This is a genomic window from Candidatus Kuenenbacteria bacterium HGW-Kuenenbacteria-1 (genome assembly GCA_002839745.1).
GTDB lineage: Bacteria > Patescibacteriota > Patescibacteriia > UBA2591 > PGYQ01 > PGYQ01.
The window spans coordinates 38,843-62,097 of the sequence record PGYQ01000006.1; the positions used below are offsets into that span (position 1 = coordinate 38,843).

Sequence of the window (23,255 nt, forward strand, 5' to 3'; positions counted from 1 at the left end):
ACAATCGCTCAAGAATATTTTCCTTTAACAAAAGAACAAGCAATAGAAAAAGGTTATCAATGGAAAGATCCAGAACAAAGAAATATTCAAATAGACATTAAAACCGAGGACTTGCCGGATAATATTAAAGATGTTAAGGATGACATTGTAAATAAAATTATCGAATGTGCTAATACAAAATGTACGGAGTTCAACCTCGTCAATTGTAATTGTACTAAGGCGTTTAAAATCATTAAACCAGAATTAGAATTTTATAAAAAAATGAATTTGCCTTTGCCTAGATTATGTCCAAATTGTCGACATTATGATAGAATCAAACAAAGAAATCCTTTGAAATTATGGCATCGCAAATGTCAATGTAATGGAACGCATTCGTCAAATGGAATTTACAAAAATACGATTGAACATTTTCACGGCAATCAACCTTGTCCCAATGAATTTGAAACAACCTACGCGCCAGATAGACCAGAAATAGTTTATTGCGAGAAATGTTATTTAGCGGAAGTGGTGTAAAAAAGTACGGAGTTGAACTCGTGCAAATTTCTATTTTCTATTTTTTATTTTACTCGTTACTGATTACTTGTTACGAGTTACTTTAATTCTATGCATATAAATAATTTATTTCAAATAACTTGTAATAATAATGCGTCTGATCTTCATTTAATGATGGGAGAACCTCCTGTTATAAGAATTAATGGGGATTTAAAAAGGATGGAAAATCAATCTATTTTAGAAAAAAAAGAAATGGAAGATTTAATTTTTTCTATTTTGTCCCCAATCCAAAAAGAAAAATTTATCAAGGAACGCGAATTAGATATTTCTTATGAAATAAAAGGAATTGGACGCTTTAGAGTTAATTTGCATTTTGAAAAAAATAATATTGGTTTAGCGGCTAGAGTAATACCTGAAAAAATTCCATCAATGGAAGATATTTTAATGCCTCCGATCGCTTATGAATTAACCCAGCGCTCAAAAGGATTAGTTTTAGTCACTGGACCTACTGGCTGTGGAAAATCTACTACTTTAGCGGCAATGATTAATTTAATTAATAATGAACGAACTTGCAATATTATTACTTTGGAAGATCCTATTGAATTTTTATTTAAATCAGAAAAAAGTATTATAAAACAAAGACAATTAGGTACGGATATGCTTAGTTTCCATACCGCCTTAAAACATACATTAAGACAAGACCCAGATGTTATTATGATCGGCGAAATGAGAGATTTAGAAACTATTGCCACAACAATAACTTTAGCTGAAACAGGACATTTGGTTTTAGGAACATTGCATACTTATAATGCAGCCCAAACAGTTGATAGAATTATTGATATTTTCCCGCCACATCAACAAGGACAAATTCGCATTCAACTTTCTATGGTTTTGGTCGCAGTAATTTCTCAACAACTTCTACCTAAAATAAATGGCGAGGGACAAGTGGCAGCTAGAGAAATTTTAATTAATACTCCAGCAGTAGCAAATTTAATTAGAGAAAACAAAGTTGCTCAAATTAAAACAGTTATTCAAACCGGAGCTAAAGATCAAATGATTAGTCTAGACCAAGATTTAAAACGATTATATCAAGAAGGTTCTATTTCTAAAGAAAATGCTCAAATACGAATGGAAAACCCAGAATTTCTAACAAACTAAAAATTTAAAAGTAACAAGTAATCCGTAATCAGTAATGAGAAAAATGAATTAAGAATAATCTTTTATCTGTTTATTTGTTACGGATTACTTATTACTGGTTACTATTTTTGCGCCCGTAGCTCAACTGGATAGAGTGTGTGGCTTCGGACCACAAGGTTGTAGGTTCAAATCCTGCCGGGCGCATTATAAATTTATAAAAAAATAACCTGCAAAAACAGATTATTTTTTTATAAATTTATTTTATCATTTTCTTTCTCCTCTTATTGTTTTATTATTAATAAAATGTTAAACTAAATATAAATTTATAAAAGGTCGAGAAAATACTTTAATATTTAATTAATAAATTATTTAATTATGCTAAACAAAATAATAAAAGATACAATTATTAAAAAATTTGCTGTTCATAAAAATGATACGGGTTCAACCGAAATTCAGGTCGCTATTTTAACCAAAGAAATTGAAGAATTAACCAAACATCTTAAAGAAAATAAACATGATTTTTCTTCTCGTTATGGTTTATTTAAAAAAATTGGCCAAAGAAGAAAATTATTAAAATATTTCAAAAAAGAAAACTTAGAAGGTTTTGAAAAATTAACAGCAAATTTAAAATTATAAAAAATAAACTATGGTCAAACACAAAGAACAACGAGTAGGAATATTTATAGATGTATCAAATATGTACCATTCAGCCAAAAATTTATATCAAGCGAGAGTAAATTTTGGAAAAATTTTAGAAATAGCAGTGGCTGAAAGAAAATTAATTCGAGCAATTGCTTATGTCATTAAATCACAAGCCGTCGAAGAACAAGGATTTTTTGACGCTTTACAAAAACAAGGCTTTGAATTAAAAATAAAAAATTTACAAATTTTTTTTGGAGGAGAAAAAAAAGGTAATTGGGATATTGGCATAGCTATAGATAGTATTAAATTAGCAAATCGTTTAGATACTATTATTTTAATAACAGGAGATGGGGATTTTTGCCCATTAATTGCTTATTTAAAAGAAAATAAAGGTTGCCAAGTGGAAGTTATGGCTTTTTCAGAAACAGCCTCAGCTAAATTAATTGAAATAGCTGATGATTTTACTGATTTAAGCAAAAATAAAAGTAAAATTTTAATAAGAAGCAGAAAAGAATCTTTTCACTCTCTACAACCAATAATTAGACATTAATAGTTTTAAAAATAATAAAAATTCAATCGCCAACTGGCGATTGAATTAATTTTATGAACGAACAAGAAATTAAAAAAAACAAATCAGATGATTATAAAGCTGATCAAATTATAGTGCTTGAAGGGTTAGATCCTGTTAGAAAAAGACCTGGAATGTATATTGGAAGCACAGGAATAACTGGTTTACATCATTTAATTTGGGAAGTAGTTGATAACGCCATTGACGAAGCAATGGCTGGTTTTTGTAATAAAATTATCATTGAATTATTACCAGAAAATAAAATTAGAGTTACTGATAATGGTCGAGGAATTCCAGTAGATATTCATAAATCAACAGGAAAATCTGCATTAGAAGTGGTAATGACTAAACTTCACGCTGGAGGAAAATTTGGCGAAAAAGGAGGATATAAAGTTTCAGGAGGATTACATGGAGTCGGAATTTCAGTGGTTAACGCTTTATCTGAATTAATGCAAGCCGAAATTCATCGAGATGGAAAAATTTATATTCAAGAATACAAACAAGGCGAACCAAAAGAAAAAGTAAAAATGATCGGAAAATTAGAAATTCCAAAAGATTCTGAAACAATTTTTCCAACCGGAACAATAATTACTTTTCAGCCAGATCCAACAATTTTTGAAAAAATTTCTTTTGACTGGGAAACAATTTTAGCTCATCTTCGTCAACAAGCATATTTAACAAAAGGAATTAAAATTATTATTATCAATAGACAAAACAAAGAACAACCTCCTCTTAAATATCAATTTTATTTTGAAGGAGGAATTGCTTCTTATGTTAAACATTTAAATTATCATAAAGAACAAAAACATGATTCTGTTTTTTATATAGAAAAAGAAGTTGATGAAATTAAAGTAGAAATAGCTTTACAATATACAACTGAATATAAAGAAACAATTTTTACTTTTGCTAATAATATTTTTACTATTGATGGAGGAATGCATTTAAATGGATTTAAAAATGCCTTAACAAAAATTTTAAATAATTATGCTCGAAAGCAAAATTTCTTAAAAGAAAAAGATGAAAATTTAACAGGAGAAGATGTGAGAGAAGGTTTGACCGCTATTATTAGTATAAAAATTAGAGAACCTCAATTTGAAGGACAAACAAAAAATAAATTAGGAAACCCAGAAGTTCGTCCTATTGTAGATTCAATTTTTAATGAAACCTTTGGTACTTTTTTAGAAGAGCACCCACAAGATGGAGGAAATATTTTAAATAAATGTATTTTATCCGCTCATGCGCGCTTAGCCGCTCGACAAGCGCGAGAAACCGTTTTAAGAAAAGGCATTTTAGAAGGGATTACTTTGCCTGGAAAATTATCAGATTGTTCCACTCGAGATACTCAAAAATCAGAAATTTTTATTGTTGAAGGAGATTCTGCTGGAGGCTCAGCCAAACAAGGTCGTGATCGAGAATTTCAAGCAATTTTACCTTTGAGAGGTAAGATTTTAAATGTAGAAAAAGCGCGTTTAGATAAAATGTTTGCTAATAATGAAATTAAAAATTTAATTATTGCTTTGGGAACAAATATTGCTGAACAATTTAATTTAGAAAAATTAAGATATAATAAAATTATTATTATGACTGATGCTGATGTTGATGGAGCGCATATTAGAACATTACTTTTAACTTTATTTTATCGTTATTTCCCAGAACTAATTAATAAAGGACATCTTTACGTTGCTCAACCACCACTCTATAGAATGCAAATTAATAGGCAAATAAATTATATTTATTCCGAGGAAGAAAAAGAAAAAAATATAGAAGAGGCAAAAGATAAATCAATTGAAATACAACGATATAAAGGTTTAGGAGAAATGAACCCAGATCAATTATGGGAAACAACGATGGATCCTAAAAAAAGAATGCTTAAACAAATAACCATTGAGGATGCAGAAGCAGCAGATGAAATTTTTAATATTTTAATGGGCAGTGATGTTTTACCTCGAAAACATTTTATTCAAACCCATGCTAAAAATGTAAAAAATTTAGATATTTAAAATTTATAAAGAAATTGTTTCTTAAAATTGAATAGTTTTTTTATGATAAAAAAACAATCTAAAATTAAATTAGATTATCATCGTTCGAATTATAAAAACACATCTTCGTCTCAAAATAAAAATTCTCAACTATATTATTATAATGTTGTTAAAAAAAGAAAGAAGATGTTTTTTTTAATTCTTCTTTTAGTATGTTTAATTGCTAGTTTTAATTTTTTATTTTTTTCTCCTTATTTTGATATTCAAAATTTTGAAATTTCTAAAACCCAAAGCATTTCTCAAGAAGAAATTAAAAAAATAGTCGAAGATCAAACCAAACAACGAAGATTTTTTTTATTTAATCAAAAAAATTTCTTTCTTTTCAATACAAAAAAACTTCAAGACAGTTTAAATCAAAAATATAATTTAAATAAACTAAAAATTCTTAAAGAATTTAAAAATTCTGTAAAAGTAACGACAATTAAAATTGATTTGGAAGAAAAAATTTCTACTTTAATTTTGATCACTCCTGATGATAAATGCTATTTTCTTGACGAACAAGGAACAGCGCTTAAAGAAATTATTTCTAATAACCTTAATATTAAAACAGAAAATGAAAATGATAATCAAAAAAAATGCGCGCCTGAAATTTTATCCGAAAAATTTAAAAAAATTCCTATTATTTACAACGAAACTGAAAAAAATATAGAAATCAAAAAAACCATAATTTCCAAAAAAATAATTCAATCAGTTTTATTCCTCTATAAAGAATTACCATTAAAAACTAATATAAAAATAAATTTTTTTAAAATTCCTATTTTAAAAAAATTAGATTTAGCCAAAGAGAAAGAAAAAATAACAGAAAAAAGCAAAGATGAAAAAAATTTAGAAGAAGAATATAAAAAATTAGAAAAAACTGAAATAAGAGTAGCCACTAAAGATGGTTTTGAAATTTATTTTGATATTTTCTTTTCTGACTTAAACCAACAAATTAATAATTTGCGTAAAGTTTTAAATCAAGAAATAAAAAACAAAACATCTTCTTTGGAATATATTGATTTAAGATTTGGCAATAGAATTTATTATAAAGTTAAAGAATAAAAAATTCTTGCAATTAAAAAACGCGGCTGGAGGGAATTGAACCCTCGATCTCCTGCGTGACAGGCAGGCGCTTTAACCGCTAAGCTACAACCGCAAAATAATAAATTTTATATTGATAAAATTATAACACAAAAAATAAATTTTTAAAAATTATATTTTTTTCTATATAAAAATCTAACACTTATTAATATTAAAATAATAGATAATATTTGAGACCATCTAATTCCTAAAATTATTAAGGTAGAATCTATTCTTAAAAATTCTAAAATAAATCTTAAGGTTGAATATAAAATTAAATAAATTAAAAAAATATTTCCAGTTCCGTATATCCGCGGAATTTTTTTATATAAAAAAAACAAAATTAATAAAATTATTAAACATCCCAATGATTCATATAAAAAAGTTGGATGAAAAAAATCAAAATTCTCATATCCCACAATTCTATTTTTTAGATCAATAGGAATCCCCCATGCTAAATTAGTAGGCAATCCATAAAGTTCTTGATTAAAATAATTTCCCCATCGTCCAATCATTTGGCCAAAAACCAAAGCAAAAGCAAAAATGTCACATAAAAACCAAAAATTTAACTTACATCTTCTACAATAAAAAAACAGAGTTATTAGCCCTGCTATTATGGCTCCATAAATAGCCATACCACCTTGCCAAATTTTAAAAATATCTAAAGGATTTTGCCAATAATATTCAAAATTTAATATCACATAATAAAACCGAGCTCCTAATAATCCAAAAATTATTAACCAAAAAAATAAATCCCACAATATTATTTTTTCTATTTTATTATTTAATTTTAAAATTATCAAAATTCCTCCAAAAATTCCTGCTACATATCCCAAACCATACCAATAAATATTTAGCATTCCTAAATAAAACAAAATCGCTTTTGGATGATAATTATGTAAAAAATTAAAAATTAATTCCATTTTTTATGTTTAATTTTATTCACAATCCTACCTATCAGCGTTCAAGATTGATCCAAAAAAATTCGAATAACCTTAAAACTCACTGGTTCATCAATCTTAGCAGGAGGAAGCTTCAACTGATTCACCGCTAAATAGGCAGGATTATAAATAAAATATATTTTTTATATTTATATAAATATACTCATATATAACATAAAAAAAACTTCTTGTCAAAAATTTTAACAAAAACGTAGTAATATTATCACCTTATAGAAATAAAAAAATAAGCCAAAACAATCGTAAAAAATTGCGAAAAAATAAAAAGAAAAAATAAAAAATTGAGTGGTTATCTATTTTATAAAATCCCGCTTTGTTTTTATCCCAATATCCCCATCCCATCATTTAAAAACATCAATTTTATTTTTAAAATATTTTTTAGTCCATAGAACAGTCTATGGACTATTGGCTAAAATTAGAAAAAATTAAATAAAATTAGATAAAATAATTTATTTTTTTCTACACCACCATGTTAACACAGTGAAATTTAAAATTTCAACATTTACAGTCAAATTACCCTTAAAAGATTAAATTAATTTTTCATTAATCTCTTTTATTAAAATTTCTTTTATATTTTTTGATAAATTTTTCAAAAATATTTTAAGAAAATTACAAAAAGATAAAAAAGCTAGACACACTTGTTATGAACGGTCCCAAATTTTAAGTCATCATTCTTGATTTGATCACGTAAATAATCTGGGATCATATTTTATACTAAAACTAAATAACTGACGATTCGTTAATACAAAATAAATTTTGTATTGAGTCTATCATAACATCCGCACCAAATGGCAATGTTATTATTGGATCGCAATGACCAATATTGGCGTTTAATAAAATCGGATAATTATATTTCTGTGTATAGTACAAAATAATTTTTTTTAGTTTGTCGTTTTCATTTATTGAATAATTATAAGAACGTCCAATTATTAATCCTATTATTTTTTCAAAAACTCCAAGGTTGTCTAAATCTGATAGATAGGCATCTAGGATATGGACAGGTAATCCTTTTCCAAATTCATATCCCTCTGGTATATCTATAAAGAAAATACTATCAGTTGGATCAATCCAATACTCAGTTCCTGCTAAATGATTAATCGATGGCACACAACCACCAAGGATCTGCCCAGAAACAGAACCTTGCTTTAACCATTCATACCCATCAGATTGTATTAATTTTCTTGGTCTTTCTAAATCTTTTTTCATTGTCCAATCAAGAATTTCAGCAGTCCATTCTTTTGAAGGGACAACACTACCAATTGAATCCAAAGATGTAATTGCTTTATTGAAATATTCTAAAGTATATGGAAGTATATTTGGATATTCACCAAATTGCGTCATTAAGCATGGCCCATAAAATGTTTGTAGGTTAGATTTCTTCATCAATGCATAGTGTAAAACTGAAATATCAGAGAAACCAATAAAGATTTTAGGATTATTTTTTATAAATTCAAAGTCTAAATATTTTAAAATTTGATTAGAGTGATCGCCACCTATTGTACAGATAATTGCCGAAACTTCACTATCTTTAAACATTTCGTGAATATCATCAGCCCTTTTTTTAGGATCTGATGACACATACCCGTTTCTTTCTAAAGAATGTGTGGCAAATTTTACCTTATATCCTAACTGCTCTAGTGATTTAATGGCACTTTCAATTCTATGAGGAAAAATATTCGCGTTGCCGGCCGATGGAGCAATCACCCCAATTGTGTCGCCTCGCTGTAATTTTTTTGGTTTAACTAAATTAAGTTTCATGGTAATTTTTTAATAATTACTTTTTTTATTTAGAATATGACTCAACAATTAATCGTGTATCAATATTTTGTGGTAAATCTTCTTTTTTTGGTTCACTTAATATTTTATATACATTTTCTTTAATATCAAAAAAAAGCCACAATGGAATTTTATCTTTCTCAACTTTTTTACTTTCCTCCCCTAATTTTTCGCTTTTCTTTTTAATTTTAATTACATCATTTATATTTACTTCATAGGAAGGAATATTTACTTTTTTATTATTTACTAAAAAATGTCCATGGCTTACTAACTGTCGCGCTTTATTTCGAGATTTAGCTAATCCAACTCGATAAATTATATTATCTAATCTCATTTCTAAAATTTTTAATAATATTTCACCTGTTTCTTTTTTCTTTTTTGCTGCTTTTAGAAAATAATTTTTAAATTGTTTTTCTAAAATTCCATAAATTCGTTTAGCTTTTTGTTTCTCGCGTAACTGTTTTCCATATTCTGAAAATTTAGCTCTTGTTTGTTTAGCTCCATGAATTCCAGGAGGATAATTTTTTTTTAATATTGCACATTTAGTAGAAATACAACGATCCCCTTTTAAAAAAAGTTTTTCTCCACTTCTTCTACATTGTCTACATTTTGGATTTAAATTTCTAGCCATAATAAAATAGCTGTTAGCTTTTAGCTGTTAGCTTTTAGAAAATAAAATAAATTAAACTCTTCGTGGTTTACGACGACGACAACCATTATGAGGAATCGGCGTTATGTCTTTAATTGACAAAATAATTATTCCATTAGCATTAATAGCCCTAATTGCCGCATCACGCCCAGCACCAATTCCTTTAACAAAAATATTAGCTTCTTTCATTATTCTTTCTTGTTTAACCCTTGTTAATACGTCTTTAATAACTACCCCAGCAGCATAAGAAGTTGATTTTTTAGGACCTTTGAATTTCATTTTGCCAGCAGAAGACCAGCCTAAAACATTACCATATAAATCCGTAACAGTTACAATGGTATTATTATAACTTGCTTGAACATAAATTTGTCCTCTTGTGATATTTTTTAATATTTTATCTTTCTTTATTTTGCTTTTTGTTTTTGAAGATTTTTTTGAAATTGTTTCTTCTTGTGCTTCGGAAGCATTTAATTGTTCTTCTATTGTTGTATTATTTGTTTGAGTCATAAAAATTAGCTTTTAGACACTAGGCTTTAAGCGCTAGGTTTTTATTTAAATTTATAATTTATAATTTATAATTTCTTAAAAATTTCTTTAAGTTTTTTCATTGGCATTTTTACGACCACTTCCCATTGTCTTTCTTGCGTTTCCTCTTCTTGTTCTAGAATTAGTTTTTGTTCTTTGTCCTCTAACAGGTAAACTTCTACTATGACGTGTTCCTCGATAACAATTAATTTCTTTTAATCTTTTAATATTAACTAAAATTTCTCTTTTTAACTCCCCTTCCACTTTCAATTTTTCAATAATATTTTTCAAAATATTTATTTCTTCTTCTTTTAAATCTTTACATCTTATATTTGAATCAATTTTAGTTTGAGCTAAAATTTTATCAGCCAAAGGTTGACCAATGCCAAAAATATAGGTAAGACCTATTTCCACTCTTTTGTCTTTTGGTAAATTTATTCCTGCTATTCTAGCCATAAATTATAAATTAGCTTTTTAGCTTTTAAAAATTAAAATTGAAAATTGAAAATTTTTTTATTATCCTTGTCTTTGTTTATGTTTAGGAGCTTTTTTACAAATAACAACAACTCTCCCTTTTCGACGGAGTATTTGGCAATCTTTGCATATTTTTTTAACTGATGTGCGTACTTTCATAAAAATCAACTTAAAACTTTTAAAATAAAATTAAAACCGAAAAATAATTCGTCCTTTTGATAAATCATACGGACTTACTTCCATTTTTACTCTATCGCCAGGTAAAATTCGAATTTTATGCAAACGCATTTTCCCTGAAAGATGTGCAAACATTTCATGTCCATTTTCTAATTTTACTTTAAATTTAGCTGCAGGTAATAATTCAATTACTTCTCCTTGCATTTCTAAAAATTCTTTAGAATTATTATTATTATTTTGATTATTATTTTTATTCATTAAAAACAAAAAAATATATAAAAATAAAATTATATAAAAACTATTCCACAGTATTTTATACTGTAATAAATATAAAATATATAAATAAATATGTCAAATAATTTTAAATATATTAAATTGTGCGTGCTAGATTATTTTTTTTCTAGCACGCACAATTCCCCTCTCCATCTCTATAATTGAAGAAGATTTTGCCTCCAGATGGGTTGTAAGATAGTCTACGGCTAAATACGGATCTATCTTATCACCGCAGGTAAAAACATCACAAGCAGCATACTTGTATTCTGGCCAGGTATGGATTGAGAGATGAGACTCAGCAATAATAATCATCCCGCTTATCCCTATTGGTGCAAACTTATGGAACTCTACCTTTAAGATAGTTGCACCAGACGCTAATGCTGCCTGCGTCATTGTGTTTGTTATCCTATCCACATCATTCAATGCCTCAGGATTACAATCATATAATTCTAATAACAAGTGACGGCCCAATGCTTCCATTTTTTTCCTCCTTTTTATTTATTTTGTCCTTTTTTATGGACAATTTTTATCAAATATTTTGTAAATCAAATATTAAATAATTTCATCGCGTTTTGGGTTATTATTTGATCTACTTTTTCAAAATCTATTTTTTTAATTTCAGCAATTTTTTGAATAATATATTTTATATAACTAGGTTCATTACGCTTTCCTCTAAATGGCACAGGAGCCAAATAAGGGCAATCTGTTTCCGCCAAAATTTTATTCAAAGGAATTTTTTCAATCACTTCTTCTATTTTTTTATCATTGTTAAAAGTAATAATCCCGGTAAAAGAAATATAAAAATTTAAATGCAAAAATTGTTCAGCTATTTTCCAATTTGCTCCAAAACAATGAATTACTCCGAAAAGATCAGAATATTTTTTTAAAATGTCCAACATTTCTTCATAAGCTTTCAATGGTTCCTCTTGATTTCCGCGACAATGCAAAATTACTGGCAAATTAAATTCTCTTGCTAAATTTAATTGTTTTAAAAAAAATTCTTTTTGTAATTTTTGTATTTTTATGTCTGATATTCTATAATAATCTAATCCAATTTCCCCAATCGCTTTTACTTTAAAATCTTGAGCAATTTTTTGATATTCTTTTAAATTAAATTCCTCATTGCCTACATAAATTGGATGTAAGCCAATTGAGGCATATATTTTTTTATCAGAAAATTCGTGAGCAATTTTTATTGCTTCTTTGCTTGTTTTTAATTGCGAACCAACATTAATAATTCCTTTTATTTTATTATCAAGACTACGTTTAATTATTTTAGCATAATCCTTTTTAAAAGCATCAAAATTTAAATGGCTATGAACATCAAACATAATGGAAATTTTAAATTTCTAATTTCTAATAAAAATCCAAATTCAAAATACTATAAAATAACTTTTTTATTTTTTTAGAAAATTAAGTTAAAAAACAATTAATACATTTTAGTCCTTCTGGTAAAAATGGAATTAATATTCCAGCCATTTTAATTAAAATTGGGGCAATAGTAGAATTAATTAAAAATTGTTGAAAATAACTTCCAAATAAATATAAAATTATTCCCAAAATTAAAACTCCTTCAATTAAACTAAAAATTCCACCAATAAAATTATTAAATGTTTTTAAAAAAGGAACAATAGCAACAATTTTAAAAACCCTATCAATGATATGAAAAATAAATCCAACTAAACTGCTAGCTAAAACAAGAATAAAAATAAAAGAAATAATTTGAGCAATTTTTAAATTACCCAAAAATAAAGGTAAAAAAAGGTTAGCCAAAACATCATAATAAAATGTAGCCACAAAAATACCAACAATAAATCCAATTAATGCTCCAATAGATCGAATAAATCCCAATCGAAATCCAGCTATTAAAAATAGCAATAAAACAATTATAATAATGACATCAATTAAAGACATAAAAATTTCTAATTAATTAAATTTTATTTTTCACTTACGCTTGACATTATCATATTTAAAAATTTTAGGCAAAAAATTATACACAGACTTACTTTGACTTACAATATAGAAAAGAGTATTATTTTAATTGAATTTTAACTTTTTAATTTATTATTTTATGCCTGAAATAAAACCAAGTATTATACCTGAGATAAAACCAAGTATTGAAACATTTGCTAAAATTAAAGTTGTCGGAGTAGGTGGATCTGGAGGTTCAGCAATTAATCGAATGATCCAAGCTAAAATTAAAGGAGTAGAATTTATAGCTATTAATACTGATTCTCAAGCGCTTCATCATTCCCAAGCATCTCAAAAACTTCATATTGGAAAAATGATTACTCGTGGATTAGGAGCTGGAATGGATACAGAAATGGGGAAAAAGGCAGCCGAAGAAAATCAAAATGAAATTCATGAAATTTTAAAAGGAGCAGATATGGTTTTTATTACTTGTGGTTTGGGTGGAGGCACTGGCACTGGCGCGGCTCCCATTATTGCTAAAGTAGCCAAAGAAATAGGAGCACTTACAGTAGCTGTAGTAACCAAACCTTTTTCTTTTGAAGGAGTTCAAAGAAAAAATATGGCTGAAAAAGGATTAAAAGAATTATTAGATAAAATAGACACAATTATTACGATTCCAAACGATCGAATATTACAAATTGTTGATAAAAAAACTTCTCTTTTAGATTCTTTTGAAATTGTAGATAATGTTTTAAAACAAGGAGTTCAAGGAATTTCAGATATTATTACAATCCCAGGGTTAATTAATGTTGACTTTGCTGATGTAAAAGCAATTATGAAAGATGCTGGTTCAGCTTTAATGGGAATTGGAAAAGCTTCAGGTGAAAACAGAGCAGTTAAAGCAGCTCAAGCATCAATTGATAGTCCATTGCTTGAGCTTTCTATTGAAGGAGCAAGAGGGGTTTTATTCACTATTACAGGTGGTCAAGATTTAACAATGCATGAAGTTAATGAAGCTGCTAAAATTATTACTGAATCAGCAGATGCTGAAGCTAAAATTATTTTTGGCGCAATAATAGATGAATCTTTAAAAGATGAAATAAAAATTACAGTAATAGCCACTGGATTTAATCAAGAAAAAACTTCATATGATTCTAAAATAGACATAAGTCCAACGGCTTTTCATTCAGTTTCTAATAAAGTTTTTGATATGGAAAAAAAAATAAAAATTAATACTTCTTCTCATATCTCTACAAACTCATCTCCTGATAAAGATTCAAATAACAAAGAAGATGAATTAGAAATTCCAGCATTTATTAGAAAAAAAATGAATTAAAAAACTAGCCAATAACTTTCAAACTTGTAAATAAAAAAATAAAAACCCCTTTAATTAAAGGGGTTTTTATAATTCTAAATTTCTAAATAAAAACAAATTTTAAAACTGTTCTAAAAATCTCAAGTCTCCGCTATTAAATAATCTGACATCATTAATACCATATTTCAACATTGCTAATCTGGTTAAACCAAAACCAAATGCAAAACCTGAATATTTTTTTGGATCAATATTACCAGCTTTTAACACATTGGGGTGCACCATACCAGCGCCAAAAATCTCTAACCAACCAGAATTTTTGCAAAGCCGACAACCCTTCCCATTACAACTAAAACAACTTACTTCTCCATTTACTCCCGGTTCTACAAAAGGATAAAACTTAGGACGCAAACGCATTTTTGTTTTTTGACCGTAAAGATGTTTAATTGTTATCTCAAGTACTGCTTTTAAATGACTTAAATTAATTTTCTTGTCAACCATAAAACCTTCAAATTGATAAAAAGTATGCTCGTGACGAACATCAGTCGCTTCGCAACGAAAAACCCTTCCTGGCGCCACGCATTTTAAAGGAGTGCCGTATTTTTGCATCGCCCTTACTTGAACATTTGAAGTATGAGTTCGCATTACCAAATCATATTCATTGTTTTTATTTTTTTGATCAATATAAAAAGTGTCCTGCATATCACGTGCCGGATGATGCTTGGGAATATTCATCGCTTCAAAATTATAATAATCACTTTCTAATTCTGGTCCATCTAAAACCATAAATCCCATAAATACAAACAAATCCTCTAATTCGTTTTGAATAAGAGTAATCGGATGTAAATGACCTGCTTGTATTTTTTCTCCAGGCAAAGTGACATCAATATTTTCTGATTTTACTGCATTTTTTGCGATAATATTTTTTACTTCTTTAAATTTTTCAAACAAATCTTTTTTAATTTCATTCGCCAATTTTCCAATTTCTTTTTTTTCTTGAACAGTTAAATCTTTTAAACAATGTAAAATTTCAGTTAATTCTCCCTTGCGTCCCAAATATTTAATTTCCAAATCACGCAAAACCTGACTTGTTTTTACTATCTTGAGTTGATCTAAAATTTGATTTTTTAAATTTTGTAATTTATTTTGCATAAATAAATAAACTTAATGCTTAATATTTTTTTTATAGATTTATTATAAAAGATTGTTTTTTAAACGTCAATTTAATTAAAAAAATTTATTTTGCTTTAGAGCACGACTCTTTTCTAAGACAAAAACTCAATTCAATGCTCCGATTAACATTTTTAAAGCTACCTACTGATTTAATAATTATTGTTGTATTATCATTAATTTTTTCTGGAATACAATCTTGTGATTCTGGCGTTGTTTCGCTATAATCAATACATTTAAACCCAACTTTCCATTCAGCTTTTTGTCCGTTTAAATCAAAAGATCCATCCATGCCTCCTATGGGAATATCTTCAAAATCAACTTTTCTAATTTTATACAATGCTTTTTCCATCCCTGTTTCTGTGGCAAAATATGCTGGGGCTGACCAAGCTATATTTCTAGAAAGTTTAATCCCTTTAATAACCAAACTATTAATTCCTAATACAGCAACTAAAATTCCAGCCAAAATTAAAACCACTAAAAAAATCGCCGACCCATTCTGATTTTTTATTTGATTTTTGATTTTTTTATAATTCATAGTAGATTTCTTAATTTAATTTAAAATTCAATCCGCCAGCTGGCGGACAAAATTCAAAATTTCTTAAGTTTTATTCCCCACAAGCGCTTGTGGTTTTTAAACATCGTTGACTGACTGTATTTTGTAATCTTAAAAGAGGTTTCGTTCCTCTATAATTTCTGGGTTCTAAGGTTAAAATGACAGTAATTTGAGGTTGATTTGTTTTATCAATATAAAATTCCAAATTTTTAATACTCACTTTTTCTGAAGAAATAACCTGATTACCAGTTTTTGCTAAATAAGTTCCGCTTTGAACACACACGCCATCTTCTCCTGCTAAACAATAAACACCTGTTGAAATAAGTTTTTCATCTTCTTCTTTATCATTATATCTTGTAAAATTAATTTGAGTTCTGTCTGTTATATTATCTTTAAACCCATACCCCATTCTAATATCTTTCATCATTGATTCCATAATATATCTACCTTCGTCAATTAAAATTTGTTTTGAAAGCATTTCTTTTTGTGTTTTTAAAATTTGAATAAAGATATTTCCTGCACTAATTATAATCATAGAAAAAATCGCCACTGCCACAGTTAATTCAACAAGACTAAACCCTCTTTGAAGTCCGTACTCCGCATTTAGAGGTCTAACTTCCAAATATTGAATTTGTATTTTATTGTTTTTTTGTTTTTTTCTTTCCATAATTTAAAATTCAAAATTTACTTTTGACTATTGCCAATTATATAAATCATCTCTCATAATTACCGAGTGTTCACTTCCTCTTTCTGTCCATTGAACAGTTGAAGTGATTTTTAAAATCTCTGTTTCACTGTTATCAATATAAATTTTTCTTTTAAAAATACTAAGAATATTATTTTCAGTTTCGTGAATATAAATTTTTTCTTCTTTTAAATAAAGTTTTTCAAATGATTCTTCTCCTAATTTTATTATTTCCCAAATATTATCGTTTTTAAAATTAACCTTATAATATCCAGTCTCATCTATTTCAGAATTCCAGTTTATTTTTGAATCTAACCAATTACTATCTCTCTTATTTCTAATCACTTCAATCCCCTCTTGAGCTAAATTTATAGCAATTTCTTGATTTTTACCTATTTCGCCACTGCGAATTGTTTGAGTAAATAATTCTAATATTCCTAATATTCCCACAGAAATAATAGTTAAAGCAACAACTGTTTCTAAAATAGTAAAACCCTTCTCTTGAAACATAGATATCTTTTTTAAAAATATAATTTTTTTTGTTTTTTTAAAATTAAAAAACATATATAAAATTTCTAATTTCTAATTTCAATAATTAAAATTTTAGACATTGGAATTTGAGTATTGTTTAGGTCAATTAGGTTAATTTTAAATTCTTTAATGGCTAATAAATAAAAAAAATATCCCTTAATCAAACAATAAACTATTTATTTTTAATTAACTTCAACTCGTCCAGCTGTTGTGACTTTAATGGTTTTACATTTAGTATTATCTGTTATAAAACAAATTTTAATTTCTATTTTTGTACCTGCAGTAAAAACTCCATTAATATAAGTCACTGGATCTGGTGGCGCAAAAAATATATCAATATCAACATCCATATCTTTTATCTCAATATTAGAAGGCAAAACAATTGGATTAGGGATTATTTTTTCATCTTCCTTATTGTGATATTGATATACAGGAATGTTCTCGTTTTTATTTTGCGCACCTACATCTCCATAAATAAAATATTCTGTTCTGTTATTTTTATCAAAATGAATTCCATATCCATAAGTAAATTCTCCATTTAATTGAGCGCCAGCTAAAGATAAATTTTGCGCCTTGCGAATGTCTTGCGCCATCTCTTGAGCCGTATATTCTAAAGCAGTATTGCGCTCCCCTTGTCTATAATTAGCAAACATCACCGTACTCATTAATCCAATAATAGAAATAACAACAATTAATTCTATTATCGAAAACCCTTTTGATGAAAGTCCGACCTCTAAATGCGAAGTGCGGACTTCTAAATATTGATTTTTAATTTTTTTTATAAACATATATTTTATAAGCCATAAATCAACAAAATTTGTTCTCCAAAAAATAAACTAATCAAAGCACCAATTGCCAAAAAAGTACCAAAAACAATTTCGCTTTTCATCCCCTTTTTTTTAAAAATAATCAAAATTACTCCAATAATTGCCCCTAAAATATAAGCAAAAAACAAAGCAACTAAAATTTGAGGCCAACCCAAAAATAAACCCATCAAAGCTCCCATTCGTATATCCCCTCCTCCAATCCATCGACCTTTTGAAATTAAAAATTGAGCCAAAAAAAACCCACCGCCAATTCCGCTACCAAAAATTAAATTTTGCCAAGAAATACCTAATATTAAATTTAACATTAATCCTATTGCCATGGCCGGCAAGGTTATTTTATCTAAAATAAGCTTGTATTTCAAATCATAAACAAAAATTATCATCAAAACAGAAACAAAAAATAAATCGCGAAATAAAATGATGGAATTAAATGATAATGAATTCATTTCAAAATTTTTCAAAAAAACCAAACAAAAAAATACTCCAGTAAAAAATTCAACTAAAGGATATTGCCATGATATTTTTTTTTGACAATAACGACATTGTCCTTTTTGCCAAAAAAAACTAAACAATGGGACTAAATCTTTAACCCCTAAAATATGTTTACATTTTGGACAACAAGATCTTTCTAACATGCTTTTTTTCTTATGCGTTCGCCAAATCAAAGCATTTAAAAAACTCCCAATAATCAGGCCAAAAATGAAAATAAAAAATAATATTAAAATCATATTAAAAATATTATAGCACAAATTTTTAAAAATTGCTTTTTTAAAAAATGTCGGGGATTGAACTCCCGACATTTTTTCCGAATTTTATTATTACAGAAAAGGAATACTCTTTTCTTAAATTTAATTTTTTGTTTTATTTTAAAAATTTTGTTATACTAAAAATAAAATAATATTATTTCTATGAAAAAGAAAATTCAAATATTTTTAATTCATGGTAAAATGACTTTTAAAATAAAAAATATTTAAATAACTCGGATTGAACTCCCGACTTAAAATTAAAAAACAATTTTAAAAACATCCAAAAGAATTTACACCTGCAATAAAAATAATCCTTCGGAAGTCGGACTTCCAAAATTTATTATGAACAAATCATCAAAAATAAAAAATATTTATGCAAGAGAGATTTTGGATTCTCGAGGAGATCCAACAATTGAAACAATGATTGAATTAGAAAATGGAATTTCAACAAAAGCGTCTGTGCCGTCTGGCGCTTCAACCGGAATTTATGAAGCCATGGAATTGCGCGACAATAATTCAAAAAGATACGATGGCAAAGGTATTTTAAACGCTTGTAAAAATGTGAATACAAAAATTGCTCAAGCGCTAAAAGGAATGGATGTAACTCAACAGCAAAAAATTGATCAAAAAATGATTGACTTAGACAAAACAGAAAATAAATCAAATCTAGGAGCCAATGCAATTTTAAGCGTTTCTTTAGCCTGTGCTCGTCTCGCATCAAAATCCCAAAACATAGAATTATACAAATATATTTCTTCTAACTTTCAATTTTCAACTTTCAACTTTCAACTTCCTGTTCCAATGTTTAATATTTTAAATGGTGGGAAGCACGCAGATACAAATTTGGATTTTCAGGAATTTATGATTATTCCCGCGCGAAAAGAATTTAAAGAAATGGTTAGAGTTGGCGCGGAAATTTTTTATCAATTAAAAAATGTTTTATCTAAAAAAGGATATAATACTAACGTTGGGAATGAAGGTGGTTATGCACCAAATATCAATTCAAATAAAGAAGCGATTGAATTGATTTTGGAAGCAATAAAAAAAACGAAATATAAATCTGACAAAGATATATTTCTAGGTCTTGATGTGGCTGCTTCGGAATTTTATAATAAGGAAAAAAATAAATATATTTTAAAAGCTGATAATTTAATTTTATCGTGTGAAGAATTAATAAATTTATATTTAGATTTAACAAAAAAATATCCTATCATTTCTATTGAAGACCCATTAGAACAAAACGATTGGGAAGGTTGGATACAAATAAATTCAAAATTTAATCCGCCAGCCGATGGACAAAATTCAAAATTGTTAATCGTGGGGGATGATTTTTTTGTAACAAATACAAAGCGATTACAAAAAGGAATTGAACAAGGGTGCGCGAATGCAATTTTAATAAAATTAAATCAAATTGGCACTTTAACAGAAACAATTAACTGTATAAAATTAGCTCAAAAAAATAATTATAAAGTTATTATTTCTCATCGATCCGGAGAAACATGCGATGATTTTATCGCAGATTTAGCCGTGGCAGTAAGCGCTGATTACATTAAAGCTGGCTCCCTTTCTCGCGGTGAACGTGTTTGTAAATATAACCGACTAATGGAGATTGAAAATCAATTAAAAATTAATTACTTGCCTATATAACATAAAGATAGTATACTTAAATTTAAGATTTATACTTACTTAACATTACATATTTTATGATAACAAGGCAAGAATTAAGTTTAAAAAATGAATGGTGGGTTAATAATCAGTACAAAGTAAATGAAGATGAATTACCTAAGCGTGATTTATTTGCAGTAATCGAAGAAAATTTAGAACATCCGCTTATGTTAAATATAGTTGGATTAAGACGTGTGGGTAAAAGCACTATTTTGAAACAAGTAATTAGTAAATTACTAAAACAAAAAGTTAAGCCGACTAATATTTTTTATTTTCTTTTTGATTATTCTATCCAAATTCAAAAATCAGAATTTTTAGATGAGGTTTTGTCAATTTATTTTAAAGAAGTTGTTAATAAACCGAGTCTATTATTAAATGAAAGAATTTATATTCTATTGGATGAAATTCAATATATTGAAAATTGGCAATCAATTTTAAAAAGATATTATGATTTATCTGGAAAGAAAATAAAGTTTATTGTTACAGGATCGCAAAGTATTTTATTAAAAGGAAAATATAGAGAAAGTTTAGCTGGTAGAATTTTTGATTATTATTTACCTCCGTTGTCTTTTAGAGAATTTATTAGAATAAATAATAATAATGTTAAAATGATTGAGTCATTTGATTTAATGAAATTGCCTGATATTTTTGGCGAATTAAATTCATATAATGCTTATTTTGGTACAGATATTTCAAGATTAAGTCGTGAATATGTGATAACTGGGCAATTTCCAGAAACTGGACAATTGCCAACAGTTGAAGCTAGACATGAGTATATTGTTGAATCAGTAATTGGTAAGGTTGTAGAAGATTGTATTAGGATTTTTAATATTGAAAAAACTGATGAGTTTAAATTAATAGTAAAACATCTTTTAAATAATGTTAGTTCAATCTTTGAGCAGACTAATATTTGCAGAGAAATTGCTTTATCACGTTTAACTTTAGATAAATATCTTGAATATTTAAAAGATAGTTATATTTTTGAAATACTTTATAAATATCATAAGAGTTTAATTAAACGTGGTCGAATTTTAAAAAAAATTTATACACCATGCATAAATTTTACGTGTGCTTTAAATCATTATAAGGAAAATCATATTGATGAAGTGCCTCAGGCTTTTGGTAAGATAATTGAAAATGTTGTTTATAATGTTTTAATGCAAAAATATAAAAGTAGTCAGATAACAGAAGCTTTGAGTTTTTGGCGACAAGGTGAAAAAGAGATAGATTTTTTGGTTAATTTTGGTGAAAAACAATTACCAATAGAAGTTAAATTTTCTAATAATATTAACCAAAAAGATTTAGTAGCAATAACGGACTATATGAAAAAGAAAAAAATAAAATATGGTGTAATTGTAACTAGAAAAGAATTAAATAAAAAGGAAATAAATAAACAAACGCTTTATTACATTCCTTATTATTTAATTTTAATGATGATATAATTAAAATCGCAACAAGTAATGCATAATCAAATAACCAATAAAAAGAATATGAAAAAAAATAAAATTTTAAAATTGGCTTAATTTATAATTTAAAATTTTATTTTTTTTATATCTTTTCATTAGATATACTTGATCATTTTTTCTAACAATACAGTTAATTTTTATAGCAATTTTTTCTCCTTTTTGCGCTTTTAAAATTGGTTGATGATCTTTTTCTATAGATATAATTTTTTCTTCTACGCTTCCTGTTGTTGGTCCTTGAAAAATTATTATATCTCCAATTTTTATTTTTTTGTTTCCTTGAATTATTATTTCTGCTACTTCGATTTTTTTATAATAATTTAAAACTTTACCTACAAAAACTTTTTTTTGAATAGCTTGATTTTCGCAATAGCTTGTTAATTCATTAATTGGTTTGCCTAAGAAAAAACCACTGCTGTTATCACGATGATAAACAATATCTAATTTTTTAGACAAACTATTTTTAAGATTAATTAATTCTTCTTGAAATTTTTTGTCTCGTTTTTTTGCTAAATAAATAAAATCTATAATCGTTCTATATGCTTTTGTAACAGTTGCAACATATTCCGGACTTCTATTTCGCCCTTCTATTTTGAAACAGTCAACTCCAACATCCATTATTTTTTCAAAAAAATTCATTGTGCGTAAATCTTTCGGACTCAAAATATAATCTTCACCTAATTCTAATTCTTCCTTTCCGTCAATTTGTTTAATTATATATTTTCTTCGACAAGGTTGCGAACATTCGCCACGGTTTGCTGATTTCCCATAAAGAAATTGTGATATAAAACATCTCCCAGAAATAGATATACACATTGCTCCATGAATAAAAATTTCTATTTCAACTTTTGTATATTTTTTAATTTCTTTAATTTGTTCAAGCGAACATTCTCTTGCTAACACAATTCTTTTCGCGCCCAGCTTTCTATAAAATTCTGCTGTTTTAGAATTTGTAATACTGGCTTGAGTGCTAATATGAATTTCTATTTTTAATTTTTTAGCAATTTGTATAACAGCAAAATCCCAACAAATAATTGCATCTACTTTTGCTTGTTTTGTTTTAATTAAAATTTTTTCTATTTTTTTTATTTCATTCTCAAAAATAATAGTATTAATGGCAAGATATGTTTTTACATTTTTTTTATGAGCTATTTTTACTATTTTAGTAAAATCTTTTACAGTGAAATTTTTAGCGCCTGCTCGCATATTAAATCCTTTTATACCAAAATAAACAGCATCAGCGCCATTTTCAATAGCAGCTATTAATGATGTCCAATCTTGTATTGGCGCAAGTAATTCTGGTTTTTTAATTATTTTCATAAATAAAGCATATTAGCGATATAATAATATTATTATCACGTTTATAATACAATACTATATATTTTTAAATTTATAAATATAATTCAATTTTATAAATTACAATTTTTAATATTGTAAATACAAGAAAATATAAAAAAATTTGCTTTGCGTTAGCCAAAAAATAGACGTTTGACAACACTTGTATAGTGGAGTATTATACAAACATATAGATATCACACTATGACCCCGCACTCCTATTTAGTTTTATTCCAAGAAAAGAATAATGGAATTCTGTCTCATTTAAATAATTAATAAATTCA

The 23,255-nt window shown here is 27.0% G+C and carries 26 protein-coding genes and 2 tRNA genes; 10 read left to right on the forward strand and 18 right to left on the reverse strand.

The genetic code is table 11. From position 1 onward, the window contains the following. The 7 genes from CVV26_01855 to CVV26_01885 form a co-directional block, all read left to right on the forward strand. A partial coding sequence (locus tag CVV26_01855) for a hypothetical protein (protein PKL72391.1) occupies positions 1-513 on the forward strand: 513 nt, incomplete at its 5' end. 90 nt (positions 514-603) lie between these two features. Further along, on the forward strand, positions 604-1,650 hold the full coding sequence (locus tag CVV26_01860; protein PKL72392.1) for a type IV pili twitching motility protein PilT: 1,047 nt from the start codon (positions 604-606) through the stop codon (positions 1,648-1,650). A gap of 109 nt (positions 1,651-1,759) precedes the next feature. After that, positions 1,760-1,833 (forward strand) — tRNA-Arg (locus CVV26_01865). A 168-nt stretch (positions 1,834-2,001) separates the two neighbouring features. Further along, the gene (locus CVV26_01870) at positions 2,002-2,265 is read left to right on the forward strand and encodes a 30S ribosomal protein S15 (protein ID PKL72393.1); all 264 of its coding nucleotides are present in this window, start codon (positions 2,002-2,004) and stop codon (positions 2,263-2,265) included. A 10-nt stretch (positions 2,266-2,275) separates the two neighbouring features. Next, on the forward strand, positions 2,276-2,821 hold the full coding sequence (locus tag CVV26_01875) for a hypothetical protein (GenBank protein ID PKL72394.1): 546 nt from the start codon (positions 2,276-2,278) through the stop codon (positions 2,819-2,821). A gap of 53 nt (positions 2,822-2,874) precedes the next feature. Continuing rightward, entirely contained in the window at positions 2,875-4,839 is a 1,965-nt protein-coding gene (gene gyrB, locus CVV26_01880) for a DNA topoisomerase (ATP-hydrolyzing) subunit B (GenBank protein ID PKL72395.1), read from the forward strand. Between the two features lie 42 nt (positions 4,840-4,881). Beyond that, on the forward strand, positions 4,882-5,919 hold the full coding sequence (locus CVV26_01885; GenBank protein ID PKL72396.1) for a hypothetical protein: 1,038 nt from the start codon (positions 4,882-4,884) through the stop codon (positions 5,917-5,919). A gap of 21 nt (positions 5,920-5,940) precedes the next feature. On the opposite strand, the gene CVV26_01890 is transcribed toward CVV26_01885, so the two are convergent. The 11 genes from CVV26_01890 to CVV26_01940 form a co-directional block, all read right to left on the reverse strand. After that, a tRNA-Asp gene (locus CVV26_01890) sits at positions 5,941-6,013 on the reverse strand. A gap of 49 nt (positions 6,014-6,062) precedes the next feature. After that, positions 6,063-6,860, reverse strand: coding sequence for a prolipoprotein diacylglyceryl transferase (gene lgt / locus CVV26_01895; GenBank protein PKL72397.1), 798 nt, complete (start codon positions 6,858-6,860; stop codon positions 6,063-6,065). A gap of 756 nt (positions 6,861-7,616) precedes the next feature. Next, a complete protein-coding gene (locus tag CVV26_01900) occupies positions 7,617-8,654 on the reverse strand; it encodes an LD-carboxypeptidase (protein ID PKL72398.1) in 1,038 nt (345 codons plus the stop codon). 25 nt (positions 8,655-8,679) lie between these two features. After that, entirely contained in the window at positions 8,680-9,303 is a 624-nt protein-coding gene (locus CVV26_01905; GenBank protein PKL72399.1) for a 30S ribosomal protein S4, read from the reverse strand. Between the two features lie 51 nt (positions 9,304-9,354). Next, positions 9,355-9,828, reverse strand: coding sequence for a 30S ribosomal protein S11 (locus tag CVV26_01910; protein PKL72400.1), 474 nt, complete (start codon positions 9,826-9,828; stop codon positions 9,355-9,357). Between the two features lie 87 nt (positions 9,829-9,915). Then, positions 9,916-10,302, reverse strand: coding sequence for a 30S ribosomal protein S13 (locus CVV26_01915; protein ID PKL72401.1), 387 nt, complete (start codon positions 10,300-10,302; stop codon positions 9,916-9,918). 60 nt (positions 10,303-10,362) lie between these two features. Further along, positions 10,363-10,479, reverse strand: coding sequence for a 50S ribosomal protein L36 (locus CVV26_01920; protein ID PKL72402.1), 117 nt, complete (start codon positions 10,477-10,479; stop codon positions 10,363-10,365). A gap of 30 nt (positions 10,480-10,509) precedes the next feature. Continuing rightward, positions 10,510-10,755 carry a translation initiation factor IF-1 gene (locus tag CVV26_01925; GenBank protein ID PKL72403.1) on the reverse strand — a complete coding sequence of 82 codons (246 nt, stop codon included), beginning with the start codon at positions 10,753-10,755 and terminating at the stop codon, positions 10,510-10,512. A 126-nt stretch (positions 10,756-10,881) separates the two neighbouring features. Continuing rightward, the gene (locus tag CVV26_01930) at positions 10,882-11,250 is read right to left on the reverse strand and encodes an S-adenosylmethionine decarboxylase proenzyme (protein PKL72404.1); all 369 of its coding nucleotides are present in this window, start codon (positions 11,248-11,250) and stop codon (positions 10,882-10,884) included. A 65-nt stretch (positions 11,251-11,315) separates the two neighbouring features. Then, complete coding sequence (locus CVV26_01935) at positions 11,316-12,101, reverse strand: hydrolase TatD (GenBank protein ID PKL72405.1); 786 nt, start codon at positions 12,099-12,101, stop codon at positions 11,316-11,318. A gap of 82 nt (positions 12,102-12,183) precedes the next feature. Beyond that, a complete protein-coding gene (locus CVV26_01940; protein PKL72406.1) occupies positions 12,184-12,684 on the reverse strand; it encodes a hypothetical protein in 501 nt (166 codons plus the stop codon). A gap of 157 nt (positions 12,685-12,841) precedes the next feature. Between CVV26_01940 and CVV26_01945 the strand changes: the two genes are divergently transcribed. Then, the gene (locus tag CVV26_01945) at positions 12,842-14,017 is read left to right on the forward strand and encodes a cell division protein FtsZ (GenBank protein PKL72407.1); all 1,176 of its coding nucleotides are present in this window, start codon (positions 12,842-12,844) and stop codon (positions 14,015-14,017) included. A 99-nt stretch (positions 14,018-14,116) separates the two neighbouring features. Here the strand turns inward: CVV26_01945 and CVV26_01950 are convergent, their stop codons facing one another. The 6 genes from CVV26_01950 to CVV26_01975 all read right to left on the reverse strand — a co-directional run bounded on the left by CVV26_01950 (position 14,117) and on the right by CVV26_01975 (position 18,562). Continuing rightward, positions 14,117-15,145 carry a phenylalanine--tRNA ligase subunit alpha gene (locus tag CVV26_01950; GenBank protein ID PKL72408.1) on the reverse strand — a complete coding sequence of 343 codons (1,029 nt, stop codon included), beginning with the start codon at positions 15,143-15,145 and terminating at the stop codon, positions 14,117-14,119. Positions 15,146-15,230: 85 nt separating this feature from the next. Then, on the reverse strand, positions 15,231-15,701 hold the full coding sequence (locus tag CVV26_01955; GenBank protein ID PKL72409.1) for a hypothetical protein: 471 nt from the start codon (positions 15,699-15,701) through the stop codon (positions 15,231-15,233). 70 nt (positions 15,702-15,771) lie between these two features. Then, positions 15,772-16,386: a hypothetical protein gene (locus tag CVV26_01960; protein ID PKL72410.1), complete on the reverse strand. Its 615-nt coding sequence runs from the start codon at positions 16,384-16,386 to the stop codon at positions 15,772-15,774. Positions 16,387-16,413: 27 nt separating this feature from the next. Next, on the reverse strand, positions 16,414-16,968 hold the full coding sequence (locus CVV26_01965; GenBank protein PKL72411.1) for a hypothetical protein: 555 nt from the start codon (positions 16,966-16,968) through the stop codon (positions 16,414-16,416). A 149-nt stretch (positions 16,969-17,117) separates the two neighbouring features. Beyond that, the gene (locus CVV26_01970) at positions 17,118-17,723 is read right to left on the reverse strand and encodes a hypothetical protein (GenBank protein PKL72412.1); all 606 of its coding nucleotides are present in this window, start codon (positions 17,721-17,723) and stop codon (positions 17,118-17,120) included. Positions 17,724-17,728: 5 nt separating this feature from the next. Next, on the reverse strand, positions 17,729-18,562 hold the full coding sequence (locus tag CVV26_01975; protein PKL72413.1) for a prepilin peptidase: 834 nt from the start codon (positions 18,560-18,562) through the stop codon (positions 17,729-17,731). Positions 18,563-18,850: 288 nt separating this feature from the next. Here CVV26_01975 and CVV26_01980 point away from each other — a divergent pair, with 288 nt between their 5' ends. Both CVV26_01980 and CVV26_01985 read left to right on the forward strand, forming a co-directional pair. Then, complete coding sequence (locus tag CVV26_01980; protein PKL72414.1) at positions 18,851-20,155, forward strand: phosphopyruvate hydratase; 1,305 nt, start codon at positions 18,851-18,853, stop codon at positions 20,153-20,155. A gap of 56 nt (positions 20,156-20,211) precedes the next feature. Beyond that, on the forward strand, positions 20,212-21,615 hold the full coding sequence (locus tag CVV26_01985; GenBank protein ID PKL72415.1) for a hypothetical protein: 1,404 nt from the start codon (positions 20,212-20,214) through the stop codon (positions 21,613-21,615). Positions 21,616-21,681: 66 nt separating this feature from the next. Here CVV26_01985 and CVV26_01990 read toward each other — a convergent pair whose 3' ends face one another. Then, the gene (locus tag CVV26_01990; protein PKL72416.1) at positions 21,682-22,956 is read right to left on the reverse strand and encodes a hypothetical protein; all 1,275 of its coding nucleotides are present in this window, start codon (positions 22,954-22,956) and stop codon (positions 21,682-21,684) included. Positions 22,957-23,255: the final 299 nt, after the last annotated feature.